General features: G+C 63.9%; 5 protein-coding genes. 3 read left to right on the top strand and 2 right to left on the bottom strand.

Annotated elements, in window-relative coordinates:
• Positions 1-325 (bottom strand): RidA family protein (locus MOV75_RS33010; protein ID WP_247007416.1); only part of this gene is annotated, 325 nt, incomplete at its 3' end.
• A gap of 133 nt (positions 326-458) precedes the next feature.
• Between MOV75_RS33010 and MOV75_RS33005 the strand changes: the two genes are divergently transcribed.
• Both MOV75_RS33005 and MOV75_RS33000 read left to right on the top strand, forming a co-directional pair.
• The gene (locus tag MOV75_RS33005; protein WP_246919867.1) at positions 459-1,304 is read left to right on the top strand and encodes a cell envelope integrity EipB family protein; all 846 of its coding nucleotides are present in this window, start codon (positions 459-461) and stop codon (positions 1,302-1,304) included.
• 256 nt (positions 1,305-1,560) lie between these two features.
• Positions 1,561-1,962 (top strand): RidA family protein, encoded by a 402-nt coding sequence (locus MOV75_RS33000; protein WP_247007415.1) that lies wholly within the window; start codon positions 1,561-1,563, stop codon positions 1,960-1,962.
• 90 nt (positions 1,963-2,052) lie between these two features.
• Here MOV75_RS33000 and MOV75_RS32995 read toward each other — a convergent pair whose 3' ends face one another.
• A complete protein-coding gene (locus MOV75_RS32995) occupies positions 2,053-2,454 on the bottom strand; it encodes an ACT domain-containing protein (protein WP_246919871.1) in 402 nt (133 codons plus the stop codon).
• A 193-nt stretch (positions 2,455-2,647) separates the two neighbouring features.
• Here MOV75_RS32995 and MOV75_RS32990 point away from each other — a divergent pair, with 193 nt between their 5' ends.
• Positions 2,648-2,803 carry a hypothetical protein gene (locus tag MOV75_RS32990; protein WP_162832276.1) on the top strand — a complete coding sequence of 52 codons (156 nt, stop codon included), beginning with the start codon at positions 2,648-2,650 and terminating at the stop codon, positions 2,801-2,803.
• Positions 2,804-2,935 lie beyond the last annotated feature (132 nt).

The following is a 2,935-nucleotide window of genomic DNA, read 5'->3' as shown; positions in this document are numbered from 1 at the left end:
AGCCGCGCGCCGCCGCAGCGCCGTCCTCGATGGAGACGCCGGCGCCCAGCTTGCCCTTGGCGATCAGCTTGCCGGCGGGGTCGAAGCAGACCTGGCCGGAGACGAACAACAGATTACCGGTGCGCACGAACGGGACGTAATTGGCGACGGGAGTGGGAGCCTCGTGCAGCTTGATGCCCTGTTCCGCCAGCTTCTGCTCGACCGTGCCCGCCATGTCCGACCTCGTTGTCCAGAAATCATTCGCCCCGGCGCGTCCGCAGGCGGCCGGGCGCGCCCTGTTTCGCCCATCGGGCCGCCACATGCAAGCAACCGGAAGGGGCTGCATTTGTTGAGGCCCGGCAGCAGGTTCAACGCAAGGGCCGCAACTTTACGTGAAACGGCCTCAGTTGCGACGCAATGGAACGGTCATTAAAATGTCGAATCTGCGCTTCCCAAGGACGCATCCCCAAGGAATAGACATGGTGCACCTTTTCCGGACTTCGCTCGGTGTGATGGCGCTCGCGGCGGCCGCTTTCGGTCCCGGCGGCGGGGCACAGGCCGCCAACGGTCCGTTTCTGGCGCATCAAGCACTCTATGACCTCAGCCTGGTGAAATCGCGCTCCAACTCCGTCAACAGCGCGCGTGGCCGCATCCTCTACAACTTCACCGGAAGCTCGTGCGAGGGCTACACCTCCGAATTCCGCCAGGTCTCCGAGCTCGACAGCGGCGAGGGCAAGGTCACGCTCAGCGACCTCCGCTCCAATTCCTGGGAGGACGCTGCGGGCAAAAGCTACCGCTTCAAGATCGAGACGCGCATGAACGAGGCGGATGCCGGCCGGGTCGACGGCTCGGCCGAGCGTGACGGCGACCACATCAACGTCAAGCTGAAGCTGCCGGCCCCGAAGAGCTTCACGCTCGACGGCAAGATCGTGTTCCCGACCGAGCAGATCCAGCGCATCATCGCGGCCGCCAGGGACGGCAAGTCGCTGCTCGAGCTCTCCGTCTATGACGGCTCTGACGACGGCCAGAAGGTCTACAACACGCTGACCGTGATCGGCCAGCCGATCCCCGCCGACCGCGCCACCTCCGCCGATCCGTCGACCGCGGACGAGCACATGAAGTCGCTCAAGCGCTGGCCCGTCACCGTCAGCTATTTCGACCGCGAGGCCCAGCGGAAGGAAGGCGAGCAGACGCCGGTCTACGCGATGGCGTTCGAGCTCTACGAAAATGGCGTCTCGCGCCAGCTCGTGCTCGATTACAACGACTTTGTCATTTCCGGCGCGATGGGCAAGTTCGACGTCAAGGACAGCAAGCCCTGCAATTGAGGGCGTTTGCAGCCCACGCGACGCTCCATTCCATCACCGTCACCCTGAGGTGGCCGCTTCTTCAGCGGCCCTCGAAGGGCGACGGCCCGGCTGCACCGGGGCCGTGCATCCTTCGAGGCTCACCACGCGCCGCTTTGCGTCGCGTGGTGAGCACCTCAGGATGACGGGGCATGAGGGGTGCTCGTCGCCGCATCTAGCTCTCAGCGCGCTCTCCAGCTACGCTCCCGCCCAAGCAAAAACCCAAGGGAGCCAGCCCATGCCCAAGCTCGATCGTCTCCGCCCCAGCGGCCTGCATCACAATCCCGCTTACTCCCACGTCGTAACAGCGACCGGCGCGCGGACTATCTACATCTCCGGCCAGGTGTCGGTGGACGAGGAGGGGCGGATCGTCGGCGAGGGCGATATTGCCGCGCAGACGACGCAGGTGATGCAGAATCTCGGGCACGCGCTGAAGGCGGCGGGGGCGAGCTATTCCAACATCGTCAAGATCACGTCCTTCGTCGTGAACTACAAGCCGGAGCTGCGCCCCATCATCGGCAAGGCTCGCTCCGCCTTCTTCGAAGGCATGGAGCCGCCGGCCTCTACGCTCGTCGGCGTCTCCGCACTCGCCGCGCCGGAATGGATGATCGAGATCGAGGCGGTGGCCGTCGCGGATTGAGGTGACCGTAGGATGGGTAGAGCACTTGCGAAACCCATCGCACCTGTTGCGCGGAAAGAGCTTGATGGGTTTCGCTTCGCTCTACCCATCCTACGTTGCTTTGGACATCTCCCGCAGGAGAGCCAGCGCCTCGTCGGCCAGGTCGGCAGGCACGAAGAGATGATCGTGGTGGAAGGCCGAGACGGCGTTCACGCTGATGCCGGCTTCGGCCAGACGCGCCGTGATGGCGGCCAGGAAGCCCACCGCATCGAGCGCGGAGCGAACCGTCAGAGTGATCAGGCGCGATGGAAATTCATGGCGCAGTCCGGCACGTTCGGCCTCCTCGTGCATTAGCACCAGCGTCGTACCTTCGCGTTCGCGGAATGTCAGCATCGGACTGATCGTGGCTGGAAGGTTCACGCCCGGCGCAAGCGTGCAAAACACGAAAGTGCCGTTCATCATCTCCGGCTTCATATCTTTCAGCAGCGCGTCGAGATCGCGTTCGCCTGTCACGGTGCGAGCCTCCGGACGAGGAGAGGCGCCTTCGCGAAGCTGTCGGCGCCGGCGGCTGTGGAAACCACGTCCAACATACCTTTGTATATCTCCTCCAATCCTTCTCATACGCCGAGCTTACGCTGGTACAATTGAGCGACGGCGGGAGATTCTTACAATTTGAGTCCACTCGGGTCACTGCGAGGAAGCTCAAATGAACGTGGTCATTCGAAAGCTCAACGGCCTGTGGCACCTCATCGTCGGATCTTGTCAGATCCGTACTCCGTTCCTGGAGACACAGGATCGGCAGCTGGTGGTTCAGTATGCCCGGCGCGTCTATCCGGGGGCGCGGATATTCGAACGCGACTGAGTTGAGCAGGGCTCGATCACTCCTGCGCCTTCGGCCGCTCATAGGCAATGCCGCGGATCACGGCGGCGCTGCCGAACTTCTTGCGCAGGCTGTCCACCGCGCGCTCGGCGTGGGCGGCGCGGCGGTCGAGCA

Source organism: Bradyrhizobium sp. PRIMUS42, from assembly GCF_023006515.1.
In the GTDB taxonomy this organism is placed as follows: domain Bacteria; phylum Pseudomonadota; class Alphaproteobacteria; order Rhizobiales; family Xanthobacteraceae; genus Bradyrhizobium.
Note: the sequence above shows the minus strand (reverse complement) of the source record. Positions and strands in the feature narration are given on the sequence as shown.

What these genes read in the sequence shown, in the direction of transcription:
- MOV75_RS33000 (WP_247007415.1), top strand. Translation starts at nt 1,561, where the DNA reads ATGCCCAAGCTCGATCGTCTCCGCCCCAGCGGCCTGCATCACAATCCC.
- MOV75_RS33005 (WP_246919867.1), top strand. Translation starts at nt 459, where the DNA reads ATGGTGCACCTTTTCCGGACTTCGCTCGGTGTGATGGCGCTCGCGGCG.
- MOV75_RS32990 (WP_162832276.1), top strand. Translation starts at nt 2,648, where the DNA reads ATGAACGTGGTCATTCGAAAGCTCAACGGCCTGTGGCACCTCATCGTC.